A 21131-nucleotide genomic window follows, 5' to 3' on the forward strand; every position below is an offset into this window, starting at 1 on the left:
CCCTGGCCTAGCCTCGGCAGGATGTGGCCTCGGATCGGTGAACTGCGCGCCCTCGCCCTCGGCACCCCCGGCGACCTGCGGTCAACCCTCAACACCCTGGTGCTGGCTGGTCTGAAGACCGCGACGGCCGGCCGGCTCGCCGAGTACGCGGAAGAAGGCGAGGAGTTGGAGCACGTCGGCGAACGCCTGGCCCTGGTCGACGACGACAACGCACTGGCCGGCGTCGTGGAGATCACCGGAGTCGAGGTGGTCCGCTTCGCCGATGTGCCCTGGGACTTCGCCCACGCCGAGGGCGAGGGTGACCGCTCGATCGAGGAGTGGCGGGCCGGGCACTCGACCTACTGGGCACGGCTCGGCACGCCGGTCGACGGAGACACCCCGATCGTCTGCCTGCGCTTGCGCCTGGTTTCCGGCGGCGAGGGCGGTGTGGCCAGCGGCGACCTCGGCACCTGACCGGCCGCCCCAGGGCTCGGTGTGGCGGCCTCAGCCGCGTAGTTGTGGCAGCAACCGCGTCGCCACGTCCACCAGGATGGCCTCGTCACCGGCGTACCAACTGCTGGCGCGCGGCCAGTGCGTCACCACGTCGGTGAAGCCCAGCTCGGCGGCCCGGCCGACCTGATCGGCGAAGAACTGTGCGCTGCTGAGCGAGAAGACCGGCGCCGCGTCCAGTGACAGGTAGCGGTCCAGGCTGGCCGGGTCGCGGCCGGCCTCGTCCAGGGTCCGGTCCATCCGCGCGGACAGCGCGGACACACTGGCCCACCAGCCCGCCAGGTCGTTGTCGTCACCGGTACCGGTGGTCACCCAACCCTGCCCGAAGCGGGCCACCAACCGCATCGACCGTGGCCCGTTGGCGGCCACCACGAACGGCACCCGAGGCTGCTGCACACAGCCGGGGTTGTTGCGGGCATCCACCGCGGCGAACCACTCGCCACGCCAGGTGGTGCCGTCCTCCCGCAGGATCAGGTCCAACAACTCGGTGAACTCGGCGAACCGGTCGACCCGCTGCCGCGGCGGCAGAGTCTCACCACCCAGCACCGCCGAGTCGAAGCCGATGCCGCCCGCTCCCAGACCGAGCAGCAGGCGGCCGGCGGAGACGTCGTCCACAGTGGTGATCTGCCGGGCGTACGCGGCCGGGTGCCGGAAGTTCGGCGACGCCACGAGAGTGCCCAGCCGAATCCGCGACGTCACCGTGGCGGCCGCGGTCAGCGTGGCCATCGAGTCGAACCAGGGGCCGTCGACCAGGTCACGCCAACCCAGGTGGTCGTACGTCCAGGCGTGGTCGAAACCCCACTCGTCGACCTGCCGCCAGCGACGCTGCGACTCCGCCCACCGCTGGTCCGGCAGGATCACGATGCCAATCCGCATGATCGCCACCCTAGTCGGGCCGGACATCCGCGCCCTAGCATCACGTCCATGCAGGGGACCGGGCCCATCGGTCTGCGGATCGAGGCGGCGATCGCCGACCGGCAGTCCTAGATCACCGTTGCGGCCAGCCCGTACTCTCCGAGGATGCCCACCGAAGGAGCGGCTGCTGCCCGCGTATCCCCGGATCGCCGGGCGCGTCGGGTCCGCACGATCCGCACAGGGGCGTTGCTGGTCGGGGTGGTCGTTCCGTCCCTCGTTCTCCGCGAGCTGATCGAGTCCCGGTTCGGCCGCGGGCCGCTCGCCGACCTCAGTGCGGTCGCGGTGCCGATGGCGGCGACCGCGTGGCTCGCGCCGTACGCCTCCTATCGGCGACGCGACGCCCTGCTCTGGCTGGTCGGCCCGGGCCTCTACGTCTTCGCTGTGATCGCCTGGCGGGTGGCCCTCGCGCCCTACCGGGACTGGAGCCCCCGCCCGGAGGAAAAGGCCCGGATGCGCTGGTCACGCGACCCGGAACACGCCGGGACGTGGTACCTGACCGAGCCCGAGAGTGGCACGCGTCACACTTCTTCCCGGTAGGGACATCCCGTTCGGCTCCGACCCCTCGGGGAGCGGCACCCAGGCGGGGTGTCGCCCGAGGAGAGGACCAGAGCGCGATGACGAAGGTGACCGCACAACTGTCGGTGTCGGTGGACGGCTTCTACGCCGGCCCACAGTTCGACGGAAACGGCAACTGGATGGACTCGGAGGAGAGCGCGAAATTCTTCCGGGTCACCCGGTGGGCGACCGAAGCGGCGGCCTGGCGCGAACGGCAGGGCTTCGCCGGCGGGGAGCAGGACACCAACTCCGAGGTGATCGCCGAGTCGTTCGGCGCGGCCGGCGCGTACGTGATGGGGCGCCGGATGGCCGACGGGGGTGAGATCCCCTGGGGTGAGGAGCCGCCGTTTCGCGCGCCGGTCTTCGTCGTCACCCACCGCCCCCGCCAGCGGCTGCTGCGGGGAGGGGGCACCAGCTTCACCTACGTCACCGACGGCGTGGCCAGCGCCGTCGAGCAGGCGCGCGCCGTGGCCGGCGGCAAGGATGTCGCGGTGGCCGGAGGCGGCAGCCTGGTCCGGCAGGTGCTCAAGGCCGGCCTGCTCGACGAGTTGGAGCTGCACGTCGTACCGGTCGTGCTCGGCACCGGCCTGCGGCTCTTCGACGCCGACCTCGACCTGGGCGACCGGGAGGGGATCGAGCTGACGCCCACCCGCGTCCTTGCCACCCCACAGGTGACCCACATCCGGTACGCGGTGCGCGGTCGCGCCCCGCTCGTGCTCGACGACCGGGGCCGCGGCGGTGGCCCGACCGTGACCACGAACTGAATCCGCCCGGTAAACCTGAGAGGAGATGCCATGCCACAACTACTGCGGGTGCAGTGCTTCAACGTTTCGCGCGACGGGTTCGGGACCGGAGAGGGGCAGAGCCTGGAACGGCCCTTCGGTCACGCGGACCCCACCCCACTGTTCTCCTGGCGTGCCGCCACCGCCAGCTTCGTGTATCGCACCGAGCCGGGCGGCACCCGTGGCCTGGACGACTACCTGACCCGCGACGCCGAGTGCAACATCGGCGCGGAGATCATGGGTCGCAACAAGTTCGGCCCCCAGCGTGGCCCCTGGGAGAACCATGACTGGCAGGGCTGGTGGGGAGACAACCCGCCGTTCCACACGCCGGTCTTCGTGCTCACCCACCACGTGCGCCCGTCGTTCAGCCTGTCCGACACCACGTTCCACTTCCGCGACGTCAGCCCGGCCGAGGCACTGGCCGAGGCGAAGCAGGCGGCCGACGGTCGGGACGTACGCCTCGGTGGTGGGGTCGCCACCATCCGCGAGTTCCTCGAGGCCGATCTGGTCGACACGATGCACATCGCCGTGGCGCCCGTCGACCTCGACCGGGGCGAGCGGTTGTGGGACAGCCCTGACGAACTACTCGACCGCTTCCACCTCGAGTCGGTGCCCAGCCCCAGCGGAATAACCCATCTCCTGTTCTGGAGGCGATGACCCGCGCTTCCCCGGCACTGTCGTCTACAGCCGGGCCAGCACCAGCAACCGGTTGCCGTCGGGGTCGGTGACCCGCGCGGACCGCTCACCCCAGGGCTGGTCGACCGGCTCCTCGGTGACCGTCGCCCCACCCGTGCGCAGCGCGCCCACTGCTGCGTCGCAGTCGTCGGCGTAGACGCACAGCTCCCAGCGGTGCGAGTCGGCCGGCCCGCCAGCCTCCGGGTTGGCGGCCAGGCCGAGCTCGCTGCTGCCCAGTCGGAGGGCGACGAACTCCGGGGCGCCCTCGTCCGGGAACTGGTAGGTCAGCTCGAAGCCGACCACGTCCCGGTAGAACGCGATCAGTCGTGGCAGGTCAGGTGTCGTCACGATCGGAAACGCTTCGGTGAACACGGACCACCTCCAAGCCGGACCCTAGCCGGTGCCGAGGTCCGGAAGGAACTACCACGGTCGATCCCCGCCGGAAAGCCGGATGGCAGGCCGTCGCCGTACGCCTCGACGTGGTCCGCAGGTCACCGCCGGAGCGCGACCCCGCCGGCGAACCTCCGCAGCAGTGGCGCCTGGAACCTGCTCCGAAATGAGATGCGGACCGCCTGGCACCCATGTTGGATCTCGACATGGTGCATGAGCTTGTTCGCCCTCGGAAGGCACGCCCGGGAGACCGCCTCGCGGTCCTCTCACCGTCCTTCGCCGCGGCCGGTGCCTATCCGGAGATCCACGAGCAGGCCATGCGACGGCTTGCCGACCTGACCGGCCTCCTTCCGGTCGAATATCCCACCACCCGCCAGGTGGGCGCGAGCGCGGCAGCGCGGGCGGCGGACATCAACGCCGCCTTCGCAGACCCCCAGGTACGCGGCATTCTCGCCGTCATCGGCGGCGACGACCAGATCACCGTCATCCCCCACCTGGACGCCGACCTGGCCCGCGCCGACCCGAAGCCGTTCCTCGGCACCAGCGACAACACCAACCTGCACCACTGGCTCTGGGGCCTCGGCATCGCCAGCTTCTACGGCGGATCCTCCCAGGTGCACCTCGGCCCCGGGCCTGCCGTCGACGACGTCCATGTCCGGTCGCTGCGAGCGGCGTTGCTCACCGGGGAACGGCTGGAGATCACCGACCCGGGTGAGTCCGAGGACATCGGCGTCGACTGGGCAGATCCGCAGGCGTTGAAGTCGTTCGGAGAGCGCGAACCGACGGAGCCATGGAGTTGGTACGGGCCGGCCCGAGCGGTCACCGGCCGCACCTGGGGTGGCTGCCTGGAGGTCATCCAGTGGATCCTGACGGCGGGACGCTTCCCGTTTCCTCCGGAGGTTTTGCAGGGTGGGGTGCTGCTCATCGAGACGTCGGAGGAGCTTCTCCCCGCCCGCGAGGTCGGCTGGATCATCCGGTCACTGGGTGAACGCGGTCTCCTCAGCGCCGTCGACGCCATCCTGGTCGCCCGTCCGCCGGTCTCCGACCACACCCGCCGACCCCCGGCCGCGGATCGGGCACGGCTACGTGAGCAGCAGCGTGACACGGTCGTCGACGTGGTGACCCGCTACAACCCCGAGGCGGTCGTCTGCGTCGGCGTCCCGTTCGGCCACACCAGACCACAGTGGATCCTTCCCCACGGCGGCCCGGTCACCGTCGATGGCGCCGAACGTCGAATCTTCGCCGACTACCGATAGGGGATCTCCGCCCAGCCGCTGCGGGCGCCAGCCGCTCGAACGCGTGTCGCCGGGCGAAAACGGTTGCGGATCCCCTGCGCGGTCGAGATTGTGCTCGGATGCCGACCGGGACCGGGTACCACGACGAACTCGGCGAGTTCTTCGCGCAGAACGCCGACACCAGCCCCTACAACGCGTACACCGATCGGCCCGCGATGCTGGCGCTCGCTGGTGACGTCGCCGGTTCGGACATCCTCGACGTCGGTTGCGGTGCCGGCCACTATGCCGCTGAACTGTTGGCGCGGGGCGCCCGGGTGACGGGCATCGACGCCAGCGCCACAGTGCTCCGCCATGCGCACTCACGTGCCGCTCAGGCGCAGTTGCGCCTGCACGACCTGGAGCAGCCACTGGACTTTGCCGCTGACGCGTCTTTCGACGGCATCGTCTGCGCGCTGGTCATCCACCACCTGACGAACCGGCGACAGTTGCTCGCCGAGATGCGTCGGGTGCTACGTCCCGCCGGCTGGCTCGTCATCTCGACCACTCATCCGACGGCTGACTGGCGATACTTCGGCGGCTCCTACTACGACGAGTCCTGGGTCGACCTGCCGCACGGGCCGGGCGCCCTTCACTTCCAGCGGGCGACGCTGGAGACGTTCCTCGGCGAACTCCTGGACGCCGGATTCATTCTGGAGAAGCTCGTCGAGCCACGGCCCTGCCTCGAACTCCGAGAGGTCAACGAAGACGCCTACGCGCGCCTCACCGAACGGCCGTCCTTCCTCGCCGCACGAATGCGGTCCCGAGACTGAGAAGGCGCTTGCGCACCACGCCCGTCGGACTCTGCTGTTGGCGAGACTCAATGCCGTTCTGGTGGCTGCGGGTCGGCCCGCGGCCGGTGGCGAATCCGGTGGACCGGCACTGATCGTGGTTGGAAACTGCGGGGATGGAACCGACACAGACGGCGCTCATCGTGCCGATACCCGAGGCCGAGGAGGCGGTGGGCCGGTTCCGGGCATCGCTCGACCGGGCCGCCGGGTGGGGCGTACCAGCGCACGTGACCGTCCTCTACCCGTTCCTGCCCCCGCAGCAGATCGATGAGCAGGTCTTGGCGGTGCTGCACCAGACCATTGCCGGGATACCGCGGTTCGACGTCACACTGACGCACGTCGGCTGGTTTGGTGACACGGTCGTCTGGCTTGCTCCGCAGCCAGATCGTCCGTTCCGAGAGCTCACTACGGCGGTGTGGCGGCAGTTTCCCGAGGCACCCCCGTATGCCGGGGCGCACAGCGACGTGGTGCCGCACCTGACCATCGGTCACGACGCCGCCAAGCCCATGCTGCGCCACGCCGCGAAAACCGTCGCCGCGCACCTGCCGATCCGCACAGCCGTCGACAGGGTCCGGCTCATCGCCGGAACGCCGGACATCAGCCCTTGGGGCAAACTCTGCGAGATCCCGCTGGGCGCCACACCACAGGCGCCGGCTGGTACGGGATTCGAAGCGGCCACAGCGTGACGTTGAGGCCCGGCCAGTGGTTCCGTGGCTGGCCCGCCGGGTCCTCGTGTCCAAGAACGTCGAAGGCCCTGACCAGGACTGTCGTCCTGGCCAGGGCCTTCACGCTGGAGCGGGTGACGGGAATCGAACCCGCACTGTCAGCTTGGGAACCGTACAAGGGGCACTGGTGATCACTCTGTCGAGCCGCTCAGAGAGAGATCGAGTGGCCTGGAGTTACCTGCCACGGCCTGCTCTAATGGCCCGCCAATGGCCCGCGCAGACTGGCCTGGGGCGTCAAGCCTCGACTCCTGCCCCTCACCCTGTAGCACGCGGACCAACTATGGTTGGCCCGAGACAAGGCGCTTCATACTCTCGCCGAGTCTCGATCTTGCCGGAAGGTCTCATCGGAGGTTCCGTTGGCTATCACCATTCGTAGGATTCTTGAGCAGGTGCAGAATGGGACTATCAGGATCCCCGCATTTCAGCGAGGATTTGTATGGGATTCCGAGCGAGTGGCCTATCTGATGGATTCCATCTACAAAGGCTATCCATTCGGCTCGCTGATCTTATGGCGCACCAAAGAGAAGTTAAGCTACGAGAAAAGGCTCGGCCCATTCGAGCTCCAAGACGTAGAACCAGAATATCCGATCGACTATGTTCTTGACGGTCAGCAACGCCTGACGTCGATATTCGGGGTGTTCCAGACGGACCTTAGTCCAACCGAGGATTCATCTTGGACTCGAATCTATTTCGACATGGGCGCACATTCGGATCTCCAGGAAAGCCAATTCGTCTGCCTGCCTGAGAATGAAGTAAAGCCGGACCGCCACTTCCCCGTGGGAACCTTTTTCGACGTAACGGCTTACAGGCAGGCAACCAGCTCCCTTTCGCCTGAGCAGGCGAATCTGATCGACCAGGTTCAGTCTGTATTCAAGGAAGCCACCGTGCCTACGCAAGAGGTAGCGACCGAGGACCGCGCCAAGGTCGCTATCGTCTTCGAGCGTGTCAATCGGATGGGCGTCGAGCTGGACACTTTCCAGTTGCTTTCGGCTTGGACTTGGAGCGAAGACTTCGATCTCCAAGAACGAATTCGCAGCTTGGCAGATGAAGTCTCCCCTCACGGGTTCGGAGATATCTCAGAAGACACGAACCTCATCCTCCGCTGTTGTGCGGCGGTTGTAGCCCAGGACGCGTCGCCTGCTGCACTGATGGACCTCAAAGGGTCAGAGGTCCGAGGGAGGTTTGATGAAATCGAAAACGGAGTAAGAGGAGCGATCGACTTCCTTCGGTCGAATCTAGAAGTTAAAACTCTCGCGAACCTCCCATACAGCGCACTTCTTGTTCCGCTTTCAGTCTTCTTCTCGACTTCGGGAAGCGCTGGACGCAAGCTCACAGATGAGCAGAGGTCGGCCCTAAAAAGGTGGTTTTGGAAGTCCTGTTTCTCACGACGCTTTAGTGCGGGCGTTCTTCGCAACCTCAAACGCGATATCGGCGAAATGCGAAAGCTTCAAAAGTGGGGCAAGTCGGCTATCGACACCTTCGCAGCAGTGGTGGACGCGGACTACTTCATGGAGCAGTCCTTCACGATTGGAACTGTGCACACCAAGACGTTTATTTTGCTTTTGGCGAACCGTCGTCCTCTATCATTTGTCTCCGGCTCGCCGATCGATCTTGGGCCAGTTCTTCAAGCCTATAATCGTGAAGAATTTCATCATTTGATGCCCCGCAGTTTCCTGAAGGGGCAAGGTAAAAGCACTGGCGAAATAAACAAGCTGACGAACTTCGCGATTATATCCGCGGACGACAATAAAACGCTGGGTGGTGTAGCGCCAAGCGTTTACAAGTCCAGGATGCCAGGCGCTTCGCTTGACACGATCCTGGAATCTGCCGCTTGCCCGCATTCACTCTTCGATGACGATTATGCGATTTTCATGGCCGCCAGATCTCGGGTCCTCGCCGAATACGGAACCGGCCTAATGACCGCATCCTAAATCAGCGCTATTGGACCAGCGGGCGGCCAGTGTCCCTTCGTCAAGGCGGCCCGGCGCAAGCCGAGCATGCGCAAGGTCAAACGGGCCGACGCGGCAACGGACCGGCCGCCGAGGCGAGCTATTGACCATCCCTATTTCCCAATGTCTAGAACCACGGAAGCCCTGGCGGGACCTGAGTCCTGACCAGGGCTTCCGTACGTGGAGCGGGTGACGGGAATCGAACCCGCACTGTCAGTTGGGAACCTTCCAAGATTCCCAGACGGTTCTCTGCGAACCCAGGTGGCAGCGGTACCGAGTGGTGTGCTCCTCACCGACGACGGCCGGGTGCTTGCCGGAGCGGCCTGGCGTTGCCTGGCATAGCCGGGCCTGATGGCCTGCTCATGGCCAGCCGCGATGGTCAGCACAGTTTGCGTGACACGACGGCTCATACTGGGGCATCCAGGCAACCCTGCCGAGTCCAACAAGGGAGCCCGCCCGTATGGCCGCTCAAGGTGTAAATCCGTACTTGATCAGCATAATAGCTGTTGGTGGTACGTTATTTGGCGCGCTGGTCGCTGGAGGATTTCAGTACCTCACGAGCAAGAGGCAACTGCGCTGGCAGGCGAGAGAAGCCGAGTTGAGACGCCTAACGGAGCTGGAGAAGTGGGCTCATGTCGCCCTTGAGGACAGGAACAAAGTGCTGTGGTCCGAACGTAGGGGCGCATATACGCGGCTGATCGAGGCCGCCGACGAGTGGATGGACGCGAATCGGGATCTCGCCGGCACGAGACTGCCGAAGGTGCAAGTCGGGAGCGCTAGCGAAGCGTCCGCCGCTTCTCCGCATGTTGCCGCGTACATGACTGCGAGTCGAAAGTTCAGAACAGCTCTGCGTGACCTTGAGCTGTTTGGTCACGAGACCGTAGTCAAGCTAACCCGCGAGCTTAACGTGTGCTTGATTTCCTCTTCAAAAGCTGCGCTTGACGGGCAGAATCGGCGAGAAGAATCGGAGAGGTCAAAGGCTCGCCTCCTGTCAGCAATGAGGTTCCATGTGATCGAAGTTCACATGCCGGAGCAGCGCAACCCCTCTGGCTCGGCCGGGAAAGACGAAGCTAACGATGGAAACGGCTCGCGATTGGACGGTGAGATGTGGTAATCAGCAGATCGGATCAACTCGGACTTATTGCCTTCTCAAACGGGAAATGCTATTACCCTGGGTGCGAAGAGCCCATCGTTCGACTTATCGATGGCACGCCTGCGCTTAACGCAAACATTGCCCATATATCAGGAGTTACTCCCGAGTCTCCGCGCTTCTCCGCCTCCATGTCAACCAAGGAGGCCAATTCATTCTCAAACCTAATTTTGCTATGCCTTGCTCACCATGCAGTCGTCGATCGCCTTGCCAGTGACCGCTACACCGCAGCTTTGTTGCGCTCATGGAAAGAGGAGCGCGAAGCGCCTCTCAGTTGGACGCCCCCTGAGCGGATTTTGGAGCCGGAACCGTCGGACGGTTTGCGGGAGGCGGCCGAAAGGCATTTGCAGGACTTACTCTCCGAGTCGTACGAATCTACTAATTTCCGAATCGATGACGCGTTGACGGAATTTGAGAAACTTAACGCCGAGGCGGCGGATGCCCTCCGCGCCCTTTTCCGGAGTTTTCCGAATCCAAGCAACGAGTGACGGTGCTTCCGCCCGCGACCGACCTGCCAGGGGACAGCTACCCACTAGCTGCCCCCCGTTGTTTCCGCAGTTCAGCACCTCTCGGGGGACAGCGGGGACACGGGGGACAGCGGGGACACCAGGAGGTCAGGGCTGCGCATCCGCCCTTTCCGCGAGCGACTTCAGCTCTGGTGATGCCGCACGTCCGGCGACCAGGATCAGTTCGCGGATCGCGTTCCGGGCGGCAACATGAGTGTGGATGAGTTCCGGTGCCAACTTCTCGGCTTCGAGCAAGTGCGCCAACGCCTCGCCGCCCTGCCGGCGCTGCGCATAAGCACGGCCGAGATCCATCGCTAGTCGCGCACGGCGTTCCGTCGACAACCGTTCGGCGTTGATCCGTTCTCCGATGTCGATGGCCTCCCCTGCATCGCCAAGTTCGACCGCGATTGAGACAGCCTGGATGTCGACATTGGTTCGCCCGAATTCGAGGTTCAAGTCATTCCGGTCGACACCAAGCTTTTCAGCTACCTGCCGGGCATGCTCGATCTCCCGCCGGGCGTCTGCCCGGTTCCCTGCCCGTGCGTGAACCAGTGCCAACGCTAGGTGTAGCGAGCCTAGAACCGACAACGCCTCTGGATGTGCGGTAGTTCCGCTTAGGTGCCGACGTAGAGCAACTACTGCCGTTGCTGCCGCATGCTCAGCCTGATCCAAGTGCTTGAGCCGCACGAACGCCTGCGCGAGCCGGTAAACACCAGCGAAGACGTGCAATACCTCGCCCGACCGTTCGGCCGCAGTGATCGATCGGTCTGCCGCTAGCCAGGCTGCATCGGGTTCGTCCTGTCGCACGAATGCGGCAGAGAGCGCCTGGTACGTACGGCTGAGTAGGAGCCATAGCGTCGGCTGATCCGTTGACGGAGCGGTGCGTGCTGCGCGCTCCAATCGGGGAATGAGCGGGCCGATCGCCGAACTTAGCTCTGCGAATCGGCTTCCATGGGTTAGCTCCCAAACCGCATCCACCGCGGCCCGCAATTCGTCAACATCGACGGCTGCGTCGGCGGCGTTCGCCATGAGGAGAACGTCTGGCACCGGGTACCCGGATATGGTCAGACGTGCTTGATCCAAGTCGTTCGGCGCGTCGGCGGATTCGGCCGGAGCCGATACGGGCGTCGGCGTATCCGGTCGCAGCGTCTGGAGCGGCACACCTAGTCCGTCGGCGAGTAGCCGGAGGACGTCTAGCCGATTGACCGGCTGAATGCCCCGTTCCACCTGCGAAAGCCAACTCGCGGTGCGACCGAGCGTCGCCGCCAACTCCTCCTGTTTCATGCCGCGTTGCCTGCGCAATTCGGCCACTCTCAACCCGAACGCTCGGCTATCCCCTTCACTCATGCGCGCATCAGCCCCTTCCCGGATTCGGCTTGCATGAACGTCACATCAACGCCGCTCAGGTACTGCTCGCGTTCGGCAAGGAACCGCTTGATGTGTGGTTGCTCCTCGTGAAAGTCGAAGGCCGCGCGATCGGCGTAGAGCTCGTAGAACACGCGAACGAGCGGCTCGGTCGGGACGGTGTGGATCACGTACGCCAGCGTGTCCGGCTCCAGCCGTTCGATCTCCGGCCGTGCCTGGGCCACGAGCCTGTCGAACTCTGCGGCGGCGGTCTCGTCGCGCAGCTCGAAACGTACAACTAGGCCAAATCCCCTGCTCACAGCGCCTCCCATGTAGTTGCACTCCAGCTTGACAGACCCGCAGAGACACTGCCAATCGCAGTTTCTCTTGACTCGCAGTTTTACTGCGGGTTATGGTCGCACTGCTACTGCGAGTCGCGGCAACGCCGCAGCTCAGTGGCGCTGTTCGTCACGCCTGCAACCTGTTGGAGGTTCCGTTGAGACCGCATCGAACCGAGCCGACGCCGAAGGCTCTGGCCGCGATTGAGACCGAGTGGCCGCTGATCGAGGCCGAGCTGTCCGTTCTGGACGCCGAGATCATCCTGATGTACGCCGCCGACCACGGTGGCCCGTCGCCGCTGGATTGGCGGCGGCTGCGCCGGGCCGAGGCCCGCGTGACCCGCGTCGCTGCCGAGCTGGCCGCGCGTCCCGCCTCCCGGAAGGCGGTCGCGTGATGGCCCAGGACCTCAAGCGCCTCAAGCGCATCGGGTGGGGTGTTCGTTCGGTGTTCGCTCTCGGCATCGCGGCGTCGCTGGCGGGCAACGTGCTGCACGCCAGCGACAACGTGATCAGTCAGGCAATCTCCGCGTGGTCGCCCGTGGCGCTACTGCTGGCGGTCGAGCTGATCTCTCGGATCCCGGCGCGGCGCGGTGCGCTGTCGGCCGTCCGGCTGGGAGCTACGGCCGTCATTGCGGGCATCGCGGCGTGGGTTTCGTACTGGCACATGGTGGGAGTGGCCACCCGGTACGGCGAGGCCGACTCCTCGGCCTACCTGCTGCCGTTCAGCGTGGACGGTTTGATCGTGGTCGCGTCGATCAGCCTGGTTGAGATCGGCGGCCGGATCCGCACCCTCACCGAGGCCGCATCGGTCAGCGAGCCCGCTCCGTCCCCCGCCGACGTGGTCGAGTCGAAGTCGGTCTACACCAACGAGGACATCTGGGGACCGGAGACGTCTGCCGCGCCGGTGCCCACGGTCCAAGTCGCTCCGGCTCCGGCAGTCAAGAAGACGCCGGTCAAGCGGGTCACACCGCGCCCGGTGTCGGCCGAGAAGGTCGCCAAGGCCGCCGCCAAGATGCCCGACGCGCCGGTCTCGCAGATCGCCGCCAAGGCCGGTGTCTCGGTCTCGACCGCGCGACGACACCTCGCCGCCCTGCGCGTCACCGATGCGTCACCATCTGCCCCGCTTCCTGCGGAAACGCCCGCTCTCGCCGCTGCCTAGCTTCGCCCGGTGACGCGGTCACCCGCCGCCAAGCAAGCGCCGCGTCACCGGCTCCCCATCAGCCAACAGACCTCAAGAGAGGCATCCATCATGACCGCCGCGTTTGCCGCTGTCTTCGTCGCCCTGTTCGTCGCCCACCAGGTCGCCGACCACTGGATCCAGACCCAGCACCAGGCCGACTGCAAGGGCCGCCCCGGCTGGCCCGGCCGCATCGCCTGCGCCGCGCACGTCGCCACCTACACGCTGACCGCGCTGGTCGCCCTCGCAGCCCTCGCGCTGTCGACCGATCTGGACGTCAGCCCCGGCAGGGCCGCCGCCGGACTCACGATCTCCGCCGTCACGCACTACATCGCCGACCGGCGCACCCCGCTCAAGCGCCTCGCCGAGCTGACCGGCTCCGCGAAGTTCTACGCCCTCGGCTGCCCTCGTCCCGGCCGCGATGACAACCCGTCGCTCGGCACCGGCTCGTACGCCCTCGATCAGTCCTTCCACTACCTGTTCCTGTTCGTCGCCGCCCTCGTGATCGCCGCCTGAGACCGGAGGACAACGCCGTGAACACGCCCAACCCGAACCCCGAGAACTTCAACTGGAACGCCGCCGAGGCCGACGTCGCCGAGGTCGTCAACCTGGACGCCGAGCGCTCCCGCCGGGCCGCCGCCGAGTCCGGCACGCACTTCGAGGTGAACCTGGACGAGATCCCGCAGCGCGGTGGGATGCCCGTCGAGCTGCCGCCGGTTGACGCGTCCGGCAAGCGGCCAATCGTGCCGGCCAACTGGTCGACGTGGCCGAACATCCGACACAGCCTCGCGCAGGCCGCCGCCCTGACCGGCTACCGCGCCGGGTTCCACGCCGTCCGCGCACCCTGGTACGCCACCCTCGCCACATTCTGGGCTGGGGTAGGCACGTTCCGGCTCATCGGCCGACAGCTCAAGTGGTGGTGGGTGTCGGAGCAGTACGGGCTGCGGCAGGCCGCCGCCGACGCCAACGACCCGGCCATGTGGCTCAAGCTGCACCGCGAGGTCAAGGCCACCCGCATGTGGCGCGGCATCGTGCTCGCCGCCGAGGCCGTCGCGGTGTGCGTCGGCGGCCCGGTGCTCTACGCCGTCGCCCCGGTGTGGGCGCTGGTGCTTACCGCCTGCCTGCTGGTCGCATTCCTGGCGCACATCGGCCGGCCCGAGGACCGGCGCATCATCACCCCGGCCACCGTCTCGGGTCGCTTCCGCCGGGTGAACCCGGACATCATCCTGCGGGCCTACTACGCCGCTGGCCTCGGGCACCCGGACAAGGCGCACCAACAGATCGGGTTCGGCTCGACCATGGCCCGTGACGCCTCGGGCACCGGTTCTCAGGTGTCGATCGACCTGCCGTACGGGAAGACGTTCGACGACGCGGTCAAGGCACGCGGCGCGATCGCCTCGGGCCTGGACGTCGCGGTTTCGCAGGTGTTCATCACCCGCGATCCCAGCTCGCACCGACGGCACACGCTGTGGGTCGCCGACCGCGACCCGCTCGCCCAGGGTGCGGGCCGGACGCCACTGCTGCGCTGCAAGCCGACCGATATTTGGCAGCCTGCCCCGTTCGGGCTGGACGAGCGCGGCAACAAGGTGAGCGTCGACCTGATGTGGAACAGCATCCTGATCGGCGCGCAGCCTCGGCAGGGCAAGACGTTCGCCGCTCGCTCGCTGGCCCTGTACGCCGCGCTGGACCCGTACGTGAAGCTGACGGTCCTGGACGGTGGCGGTAAGCCGGACTGGCGCAAGTTCGCGCTGGTCGCCGACCGGTACGCGTTCGGTCTGGCGATGACCCGCGACGGCGACCCCGCCGAGATCGCGCTCGAAGCGCTGCGGGAGATCAAGGCCGACGTGCAGGACCGGTACGAGCGGCTGTCCAAGCTGCCGGTCGACATCTGCCCCGAGGGCAAGCTGACCCGCGAGATCGCCCGTGACCCGAAGTACCGGATGCCGGTACGGCTGGTGGTCCTGGATGAGTTTCAGGAGTACTTCGACCTCGGCGACATCAGCAAGGAGATCGCGTCTCTGCTGGTCTACCTGGTCAAGGTCGCCCCGGCGGCCGGTGTCGGGTTCGTCGACGCCACCCAGCGGCCCAGTGGGGTCGGCGGTGGGCAGGTCGCTACCCAGTTCATCAGCTTCCGCGACAACCACCAGGTGCGGTTCTCCCTGCGTACCGGGTCGTGGAACGTCTCCGACCTGGTGTTGGGAGCGGGGGCGAACTCCGAGGGCTACGACTCGTCGACGCTGCTGCCCAGCTACAAGGGCGTCGGCATCCTGCGCGGCGCGTCCGACGCCACCCCGACGGTTCGCACGTACCTCGCCGACGCGGACGACGCGGAGAAGATCCTGATCGCCGCCCGGAAGCTGCGCGAGGCGGCCGGCACGCTGTCCGGCATGGCGGCCGGGGAGGACGTTGCCCGTGAGATCCGCGACGTGCTCGCCGACGTCCGCAGCGTGATCGAGCGCGGCGAGACCGGCGCGCAGTGGGAAGAGATCGCGGCCCGCCTCGCCGCCCGGCTCCCCGAGGCGTACGCGGACGTGACCGCCGAATCGATTTCCGCTCAGGTCCGGTCGTTCGGCGTACGCAGCGTAGACGTCAAGCGCTCCGGCAAGGCCCTCAAGGGAGCCAAGGCCGACGACATCGACGCCGCGATCACCCGCCGCAAGGCCGCGTAGCCGGTCGCGGCCCGCCCGCGACCGGTCGCGTCACCGCGACTCAACCCGCGACCGGCCTGGTCAGCGCAGACATCGACCGGTCGCGGGTTGCGTCGCCAGCCCTTCACGCCCAAAAACGCCCTCTGGAGGCTCACTATGTCTGCCCTCGCCGCGACCGCGACCCCCGGAACCACCATGATCGGCGTACTGATCCTCGCCGCCGCGATCGCCACGCTCTGTTACGCCCTCGGCTGCTGGCTCTGGCCGTTCGGAGCCTGCCGCAAGTGCTCCGGCACCGGCACGCGCCGTTCCCCGTTCGGCCGCGCGTTCGGCCTCTGCCGCCGCTGCCACGGCGACGGACGCCGCCTGCGCATCGGCCGCCGGATCATCAACAGCCTGCGCGAGATACACGGCAAGGGCACCCGCTGATGGCCCGGACCATGGCCCGGTTCAGCCGGACCGAGACGCCGCACACCACCTGGTGCACCCGCGATCACCGCTGCGGGGTGACCCTGCACCAGGCCCCGGACATCATCGCCGACGGTCCGCTCGGCGGCCGGGCCGTCATCACCCGCGTCCGCGCCGCCGACGTCGACTACGCCGAGATCCGCATCCGCGTCGCGCTCAGCCGGACCGAGGACACCGCCCGGCGACAGCTCGGCCTCGTGCTGCACCTGTGCCGCGAGTTGCTGGCCGCCGTCGCCGCGATCCGGCCCGCCGCTCTGCGCGGGCGGGCCGCCGACCGTCCGGCGCTCGGCAGGAGGGCCGGCTGATGTCGCGGATCCGGGCCGCCTACTGGGATCCCGACGCCGAGCGGTACGACGTCCCGACGTTCTGGTGGCAGGGCGCGCCGGACGGCTACGCCACCCGCAGGCAGCTTCGGGCGCGCGGCCTGCGGCCGGGCGGTCAGCCGATCGCCGCGCAGATCCTCTGGCGGGGCGTCGGCGGCACCCGGACCGCGTACCTGTACCGGCTCGACCTCGCCCGGCCCAAGCGCACCGCCAGCCCGGCACAACGGCGTGCGATCTCGGCCGCGCTGCGTGCGCGCCGCATCTGCCCGACCTGCGGCGAGCTGCGCGACTACTACATCCCGCGCTCGCTGGGCGAGTGCCTGGACTGCCACGACGGGCGGCCGGGCCGATGACCGGCGGGCACTGGATCGGCGCGAGCAAGGCCCTCGGCCGCCTCGTGCCAGCCGACCTGCCCTACCCGCACATCTGCGACCGCGCCGTCGCGGCCGAAGACACCGTTTCTGGTCAGCCGTTGCAGGTCGCTCGATGGGAGAAGGCCCGCTACTGCGCCGCGTGCGCGCACGACAAGCACCTCACGACCCAGCCGTCCACGCCCGACACCCGGAGGCCGAACACCATGCCCGACACCGAAAACCTGCGCGACGTGGCCCTCGCCGCCGCCGCGCACGGCTGGCACGTCTTCCCCCTGCGGCCCGACGACAAGAGGCCCGCGTTCCCCGACCACGTCGCCGACGCCTGCACCGGCACGGATCCGCGCTGCCGCAACGGACACACTGGCTGGGAGACACGCGCCACCGTCGACCACGACCGGATCCGACGCGGCTGGTCCACCGTGCCGTACGGGGTCGGCATCGCCTGCGGCCCGTCCGGGCTAGTCGTCGTCGATCTGGACGTCCGCAAGGCCGACCAGGCTCCGCCGACCGGGTGCGCTCACTCGGCGGCCCGCCACGGTGCCGAGGTGTTCGCCGCGCTGTGCGAGGTCGCCGGACGGCCGGTGCCTGCCGACACGTACACCGTGACCACGGGCCGAGGCGGCACGCACCTGTATTTCCGGCACCCGGTCGCTGGTCCGGCCCTGCGCAACACGGCCGGGGAGCGCGGCAACGGCCTCGGCTGGCTGGTCGACACTCGCGCCCACGGCGGCTACGTCGTCGCGGCCGGAAGCACCGTCGCCGGACGCCCGTACACGGTCACCCGCGATCGGCCGGTCGCCGACCTGCCCGACTGGCTCGCCGAACGCCTCGCCCCCGCGCCGCTGCCGCCGCAACGCCCGGTCGCTGTCGACCTGCCGTCTGGCAGGGCCGGCGCCTACCTGGATGCCGCGATCGGCCGCCAGCTCGACCACCTGCGACACGCGGCCGAGGGGGAGCGCAACCACACGCTCTACGTGTCCGCGGTCGCCCTCGGCCAGCTTGCGGCCGGGGGAGCGCTGTCCGTCTACCAGGCCGCCGCGCTGCTGGAGCAGACCGCCCTGTCGATCGGCCTCAGCCGGTTCGAGACGCTACGCACGATCCGCTCTGGCCTCGCCGCCGGTGCCCGTCGCCCCCGGACGGTGGCCGCATGAGCGCCATGCCCGCCGACCGCCCGCACCTGCACGTCGCCGGACCGGACGACGCCGCCGAGGTGCTGTCGCCCGAGGCGAAGCGGCCCGCCCGGATCCGCACGTCTTGGACCGCCGCCGACATCATGGCAATGGAGTTCGCCCCGCCGAAGTGGGCTGTGCCCGGTGTGCTGTCCGAGGGCGTGAACCTGCTCTGCGGCCCGCCCAAGGTCGGTAAGTCGTGGATGTCGCTCGGCCTCGGCCTGGACGTCGCCCTTGGCGGCAAGGCGTTCGGCGCGATTCCGGTCGAGTCCGGCCCCGTGCTGTACCTCGCCCTGGAAGACACCGCCCGCCGCCTGCAAAACCGGCTCGGGAAGGTTCTCGGCCAGCGCAAGGCCCCGGCCGGTCTCACCCTGGCCACCGAGTGCCCGCCGCTGCCGCAAGGCGGCGACCAGGCCATCGCCGCGTGGCTCGACCGCAACCCGAATGCCCGAATGGTCATCATCGACGTGTTCGCCAAGCTGCGCGGCCACTCCGCCCCCGGCGCATCCGCCTACGACGCCGACTACGCCGCCGTCGGCCGGGCGAAGAAGGTCGCCGACGACTACGGCGTTGCGTTCGTCCTGGTCCACCACGTACGCAAGGCCGGATCCGACGACTTCCTCACCGAGGTCTCGGGGACCAACGGACTCGCCGGTGCCGCCGACGCCACCCTCGTACTCAAGCGGGCACGTAACCAGGGTGACGGCGTGCTGCACGTGACCGGCCGGGACGTCGACGAGAACGAGTACGCCCTCACATTCGACCCCGCCGCCGGTGCCTGGCAAATGCTCGACGGACCGGCCGAGGATCACCAGGTCGGCGAGACCCGCGCGACGATCCTGCGCTTCCTGCGCGCCACACCCGGCAGCACCCCCAAGGTCATCGCCGAGGGGGTCGGACTCGCCTACGACAACGTCAAGCGCACCTGTCAGCGGATGCTCGCCGACGGGCAACTCGCCGCCGACACCGGCGGCCGGTACCGAGTCCCTGGTGTCCCCGCTGTCCCCGAAGTCCCCCAACCCGCCCTGAGCAGCGAAAACGAGGGGGACACCTCGGGGACAGCCGGACTCTGGCCGTGACCCTGCCAAACATGCTGAAACAGGGGTTATGCGGCTGTTTCAGCACAGACCCACACGAAGACACCGGAACGCCCGAGATCTTGGCTCAGCGTGGCTCTCAGCGGGCCGCCGTATGGCTCTCTGTCGACGCGGCCCGCCACCCCTCGCCGAACCGCTCTCGCCGCTGGAGAAGCCGCTACTGACCCCCTCAACGCCTTACCGCACCGCCCCTGATAGGCCGCACTGCCCGGAAAGGACACCCGATGGCTAAGCGGATCACCCAGAACGCGCCGGTCCTGGAACTGCCCGCCGAGTTGCTGACCATCGAAGAAGCCGCAAGCCGCATCGGCATGAGCGTTCGCTACGTACGCCGCGCCGTTGCCGAGCGACAGATCGCGTTCCACCGCCTCGGCCGGTCGATCCGAATCGACCCCGCCGACCTGGCCGCATTCGTCCACGCCGGACGAGTCGAGCCCATGACCGCAGAGACCGTCTGGCGCGGATTGAGGAGTGTCGCCTGATCATGGCCAACCAAGAGGGACACCGCCGATTCGGCAACATCCGTAAGCGCGAGTCCGGCCGCTACCAGGCTCGCTACCCCGGCCCGGACGGACGGATGCGCTCCGCCCCGCAGACGTTCGCCCGCAAGCCCGAGGCCGAAAAGTACCTGTCGCTGATCGAGGCCCAGATGATGCGGGGCGAGTGGATCGACCCTGAACGCGGCAAGATCCGGCTACGCGACTACGCCGAACGGTGGATCACCGAACGGCCGAACCTGCGGCCCCGGACCGTGCACCTGTACCGCTGGACCCTCGGCAGGCACATCACGCCGCACCTCGGCGACATGCCGCTCAACCGGATCGACACGCCTATGGTCCGCGAGTGGCGGGCGCGACTGCTGGCCGAGGGCGTATCGGTAACCATGGCCGCCAAGGCGTACCGGCTGCTGCGCGCGGTCCTGATGACCGCAGTCAAGGAGGACGAACTGATCAGGATCAACCCGTGCCGCGTCGTCGGTGCCGACCAGGAGAAGTCCGCAGAGCGGCCGGTCCTCACCGTTCCGCAGATCTTCGCGCTGGCTGAGCGGATACCGGAGCGCTTCAGAGCGCTGATCCTGGTCACCACGTTCGGGTGCCTGCGGTGGGGCGAGGCGGTCGCCCTGCAACGCTGCGACATCGACCTAGCGGCCGGCACAGTGCGGGTGCGACAGGCGTTCGTCGAGCACCGGGGTACCGGCCTGATCCTCGGCCCGCCGAAGTCGCGGGCGGGCGTGCGGACCGTCGCCCTACCCAAGGCGGCCCTGCCTGTGCTGAAACAGCACATGAGCAGCCACGTCGGCGAGGCACCCGAAGCGTTCCTGTTCACCGGCGAGAGCGGCCGGAACCTCTGGCGCGGCAACTTCAACAAGCTGGTCAAGTGGCCCGAGGCGGTCGCCGCCGTGGGTGTGCCCGGCCTGCACTTTCACGACCTGCGGCATACCGGCAACACGCTCGCGTCGCGGGCACCAGGGGCGAGCCTGCGCGACATCATGGCGCGGATGGGGCACGACAGCCCGCGTGCCGCGCTGATCTACCAGCACGCCAACCGGGAGGCCGACCAGGGCATCGCCAACGCGATCGACAAGGCGGTTAAGGCTGCCCGGCGCAAGCCGAGCAAGCGCAAGGTCAAGCGGGTTGCCGAGGGCGACGGACCGGCCGCCGAGGCGAGCTAATGGCCCACTAATGGCCCATCCCTGTTTCAGCATGACCTAGAACCACGGAAGCCCTGGCGGGACATGTGTCCTGGCCAGGGCTTCAGTGTGTGGAGCGGGTGACGGGAATCGAACCCGCACTGTCAGCTTGGGAAGCTGATGTTCTGCCATTGAACTACACCCGCAAGCGGCACCACTGTACCCGAGTCGTCGAGCCTCTGCACCCAGGTACCCCCGCCGGCCGTAGCTGTTCGCGTACCGCACGCCCGGGCCGGCCCGGGTTGATCCACTCGACTTTCTGGAAGTCGGGGCATCCGAAGCGCCGGGACAGCGCAATTTCATAG

At 67.7% G+C, this 21131-nt stretch carries 25 protein-coding genes and 1 tRNA gene; 21 read left to right on the top strand and 5 right to left on the bottom strand.

Features of this window, described 5'->3' with window-relative positions; genetic code table 11:
- Positions 1 to 21 precede the first annotated feature (21 nt).
- The gene (locus DLJ58_RS16575) at positions 22 to 453 is read left to right on the top strand and encodes an ASCH domain-containing protein (protein ID WP_124857427.1); all 432 of its coding nucleotides are present in this window, start codon (positions 22 to 24) and stop codon (positions 451 to 453) included.
- A 30-nt stretch (positions 454 to 483) separates the two neighbouring features.
- Here DLJ58_RS16575 and DLJ58_RS16580 read toward each other — a convergent pair whose 3' ends face one another.
- On the bottom strand, positions 484 to 1392 hold the full coding sequence (locus DLJ58_RS16580) for an LLM class flavin-dependent oxidoreductase (protein ID WP_124857429.1): 909 nt from the start codon (positions 1390 to 1392) through the stop codon (positions 484 to 486).
- Between the two features lie 117 nt (positions 1393 to 1509).
- Here DLJ58_RS16580 and DLJ58_RS16585 point away from each other — a divergent pair, with 117 nt between their 5' ends.
- The 3 genes from DLJ58_RS16585 to DLJ58_RS16595 all read left to right on the top strand — a co-directional run bounded on the left by DLJ58_RS16585 (position 1510) and on the right by DLJ58_RS16595 (position 3398).
- The gene (locus DLJ58_RS16585) at positions 1510 to 1941 is read left to right on the top strand and encodes a hypothetical protein (protein WP_124857431.1); all 432 of its coding nucleotides are present in this window, start codon (positions 1510 to 1512) and stop codon (positions 1939 to 1941) included.
- Positions 1942 to 2018: 77 nt separating this feature from the next.
- The gene (locus DLJ58_RS16590) at positions 2019 to 2723 is read left to right on the top strand and encodes a dihydrofolate reductase family protein (RefSeq protein ID WP_124857433.1); all 705 of its coding nucleotides are present in this window, start codon (positions 2019 to 2021) and stop codon (positions 2721 to 2723) included.
- Positions 2724 to 2753: 30 nt separating this feature from the next.
- Positions 2754 to 3398, top strand: a complete 645-nt coding sequence (locus DLJ58_RS16595) for a dihydrofolate reductase family protein (RefSeq protein ID WP_124857435.1) — start codon at positions 2754 to 2756, stop codon at positions 3396 to 3398.
- Between the two features lie 24 nt (positions 3399 to 3422).
- Here the strand turns inward: DLJ58_RS16595 and DLJ58_RS16600 are convergent, their stop codons facing one another.
- Entirely contained in the window at positions 3423 to 3764 is a 342-nt protein-coding gene (locus tag DLJ58_RS16600; protein WP_238685215.1) for a VOC family protein, read from the bottom strand.
- 359 nt (positions 3765 to 4123) lie between these two features.
- On the opposite strand from DLJ58_RS16600, the gene DLJ58_RS16605 reads away from it, so the two are divergent.
- From DLJ58_RS16605 to DLJ58_RS16630, 6 genes are all read left to right on the top strand, one after another.
- Positions 4124 to 5062, top strand: coding sequence for an LD-carboxypeptidase (locus DLJ58_RS16605; RefSeq protein ID WP_244218974.1), 939 nt, complete (start codon positions 4124 to 4126; stop codon positions 5060 to 5062).
- Between the two features lie 98 nt (positions 5063 to 5160).
- Complete coding sequence (locus DLJ58_RS16610) at positions 5161 to 5850, top strand: class I SAM-dependent methyltransferase (protein WP_124857439.1); 690 nt, start codon at positions 5161 to 5163, stop codon at positions 5848 to 5850.
- Between the two features lie 134 nt (positions 5851 to 5984).
- Positions 5985 to 6554, top strand: a complete 570-nt coding sequence (locus DLJ58_RS16615) for a 2'-5' RNA ligase family protein (protein ID WP_124857441.1) — start codon at positions 5985 to 5987, stop codon at positions 6552 to 6554.
- A 395-nt stretch (positions 6555 to 6949) separates the two neighbouring features.
- On the top strand, positions 6950 to 8524 hold the full coding sequence (locus tag DLJ58_RS16620; protein ID WP_124857443.1) for a DUF262 domain-containing protein: 1575 nt from the start codon (positions 6950 to 6952) through the stop codon (positions 8522 to 8524).
- A gap of 478 nt (positions 8525 to 9002) precedes the next feature.
- Entirely contained in the window at positions 9003 to 9656 is a 654-nt protein-coding gene (locus tag DLJ58_RS16625; RefSeq protein WP_124857445.1) for a hypothetical protein, read from the top strand.
- A 167-nt stretch (positions 9657 to 9823) separates the two neighbouring features.
- A complete protein-coding gene (locus DLJ58_RS16630; RefSeq protein WP_124857447.1) occupies positions 9824 to 10180 on the top strand; it encodes a hypothetical protein in 357 nt (118 codons plus the stop codon).
- Positions 10181 to 10306: 126 nt separating this feature from the next.
- On the opposite strand, the gene DLJ58_RS16635 is transcribed toward DLJ58_RS16630, so the two are convergent.
- Together DLJ58_RS16635 and DLJ58_RS16640 are read right to left on the bottom strand one after the other, a co-directional pair.
- A complete protein-coding gene (locus tag DLJ58_RS16635; RefSeq protein ID WP_124857449.1) occupies positions 10307 to 11545 on the bottom strand; it encodes a helix-turn-helix domain-containing protein in 1239 nt (412 codons plus the stop codon).
- Positions 11542 to 11862 (bottom strand): putative quinol monooxygenase, encoded by a 321-nt coding sequence (locus tag DLJ58_RS16640; protein ID WP_244218973.1) that lies wholly within the window; start codon positions 11860 to 11862, stop codon positions 11542 to 11544. The genes DLJ58_RS16635 and DLJ58_RS16640 overlap by 4 nt, the downstream gene beginning before the upstream one ends.
- Before the next feature lie 176 nt (positions 11863 to 12038).
- Here DLJ58_RS16640 and DLJ58_RS16645 point away from each other — a divergent pair, with 176 nt between their 5' ends.
- From DLJ58_RS16645 to DLJ58_RS16695, 11 genes are all read left to right on the top strand, one after another.
- Entirely contained in the window at positions 12039 to 12275 is a 237-nt protein-coding gene (locus tag DLJ58_RS16645) for a DUF6284 family protein (protein WP_124857453.1), read from the top strand.
- On the top strand, positions 12275 to 13039 hold the full coding sequence (locus DLJ58_RS16650; protein ID WP_124857477.1) for a DUF2637 domain-containing protein: 765 nt from the start codon (positions 12275 to 12277) through the stop codon (positions 13037 to 13039). The genes DLJ58_RS16645 and DLJ58_RS16650 overlap by 1 nt, the downstream gene beginning before the upstream one ends.
- 90 nt (positions 13040 to 13129) lie before the next feature.
- Positions 13130 to 13573 carry a DUF3307 domain-containing protein gene (locus tag DLJ58_RS16655; protein WP_124857455.1) on the top strand — a complete coding sequence of 148 codons (444 nt, stop codon included), beginning with the start codon at positions 13130 to 13132 and terminating at the stop codon, positions 13571 to 13573.
- Positions 13574 to 13590: 17 nt separating this feature from the next.
- Positions 13591 to 15726 (top strand): P-loop NTPase family protein, encoded by a 2136-nt coding sequence (locus DLJ58_RS16660; RefSeq protein WP_124857457.1) that lies wholly within the window; start codon positions 13591 to 13593, stop codon positions 15724 to 15726.
- A 135-nt stretch (positions 15727 to 15861) separates the two neighbouring features.
- Complete coding sequence (locus DLJ58_RS16665; RefSeq protein WP_124857459.1) at positions 15862 to 16134, top strand: hypothetical protein; 273 nt, start codon at positions 15862 to 15864, stop codon at positions 16132 to 16134.
- Positions 16134 to 16478: a hypothetical protein gene (locus DLJ58_RS16670; RefSeq protein WP_124857461.1), complete on the top strand. Its 345-nt coding sequence runs from the start codon at positions 16134 to 16136 to the stop codon at positions 16476 to 16478. Before DLJ58_RS16665 ends, DLJ58_RS16670 begins: the two co-directional genes overlap by 1 nt.
- Positions 16478 to 16849, top strand: a complete 372-nt coding sequence (locus DLJ58_RS16675) for an RRQRL motif-containing zinc-binding protein (protein ID WP_124857463.1) — start codon at positions 16478 to 16480, stop codon at positions 16847 to 16849. Before DLJ58_RS16670 ends, DLJ58_RS16675 begins: the two co-directional genes overlap by 1 nt.
- On the top strand, positions 16846 to 18021 hold the full coding sequence (locus DLJ58_RS16680; RefSeq protein WP_124857479.1) for a bifunctional DNA primase/polymerase: 1176 nt from the start codon (positions 16846 to 16848) through the stop codon (positions 18019 to 18021). Before DLJ58_RS16675 ends, DLJ58_RS16680 begins: the two co-directional genes overlap by 4 nt.
- Complete coding sequence (locus DLJ58_RS16685) at positions 18018 to 19118, top strand: AAA family ATPase (protein WP_124857465.1); 1101 nt, start codon at positions 18018 to 18020, stop codon at positions 19116 to 19118. The genes DLJ58_RS16680 and DLJ58_RS16685 overlap by 4 nt, the downstream gene beginning before the upstream one ends.
- Before the next feature lie 242 nt (positions 19119 to 19360).
- Positions 19361 to 19618, top strand: a complete 258-nt coding sequence (locus DLJ58_RS16690) for an excisionase family DNA-binding protein (protein ID WP_124857467.1) — start codon at positions 19361 to 19363, stop codon at positions 19616 to 19618.
- Positions 19619 to 19620: 2 nt separating this feature from the next.
- Positions 19621 to 20808: a tyrosine-type recombinase/integrase gene (locus DLJ58_RS16695; protein WP_124857469.1), complete on the top strand. Its 1188-nt coding sequence runs from the start codon at positions 19621 to 19623 to the stop codon at positions 20806 to 20808.
- Between the two features lie 90 nt (positions 20809 to 20898).
- Here the strand turns inward: DLJ58_RS16695 and DLJ58_RS16700 are convergent.
- Positions 20899 to 20972, bottom strand: a tRNA-Gly gene (locus DLJ58_RS16700).
- Positions 20973 to 21131: the final 159 nt, after the last annotated feature.

Source organism: Micromonospora arida (genome assembly GCF_003857035.1).
GTDB classification, from domain to species: domain Bacteria; phylum Actinomycetota; class Actinomycetes; order Mycobacteriales; family Micromonosporaceae; genus Micromonospora; species Micromonospora arida.